Origin of the sequence: Mesorhizobium sp. M0152 (assembly GCF_040322415.1) — a bacterium.
Classification (GTDB): domain Bacteria; phylum Pseudomonadota; class Alphaproteobacteria; order Rhizobiales; family Rhizobiaceae; genus Mesorhizobium.
The window spans coordinates 1-503 of record NZ_JAMYTH010000142.1 but is presented as its reverse complement, the minus strand read 5'-3'; the positions used below and the strand labels follow the sequence as shown (position 1 = coordinate 503).

The window sequence follows — 503 nt, the reverse complement described above, 5'->3', positions numbered from 1 at the left end:
TCGGCCTACGCCACAGGTGCCCGCCTGACCTTGGCGCAGCTCTCGGTGCCCGAAAAGACCAACGAGATCACCGCCATCCCCGATCTGCTTGATCAACTGGCTGACGCCAAGCAGCTCGAAGGCGCGCTCGTCACCATCGACGCCATGGGCTGTCAGGTCGAGATCGCTGACAGGATCGTCGGCCATGGCGCCGATTATCTGTTTGCCCTCAAGGGCAACCAGCCGACCTTGGAAAGTGACGTCGAGGCCTATTTCAACGATGCGCCGGCGGCAGAGCTGGCTACCAAGACCACACTCGAAAAGGCCCATGGACGCCTCGAAACACGCACTTACGCCGCCTCCGCCAATGTCTGCTGGATCAACTCGGAGCGCAGCTACCCGGGCCAGCCGCGCTTCCGCACCATCAAGACCATCCTCAAGGTTCACACCCGCCTCGAATATGCCGACCGAAGCAGCAGCGCCGAGACGCGCTACTACATCTGCTCCGCACCTTGCGACATCGA

General features: G+C 62.0%; 1 protein-coding gene. It reads left to right on the top strand.

The window, feature by feature from the left end; all coding sequences use genetic code 11:
- Positions 1 to 503, top strand: a 503-nt coding sequence (locus tag NKJ26_RS33525; protein WP_352700142.1) for an ISAs1 family transposase, incomplete at both ends; no start/stop codon positions are given.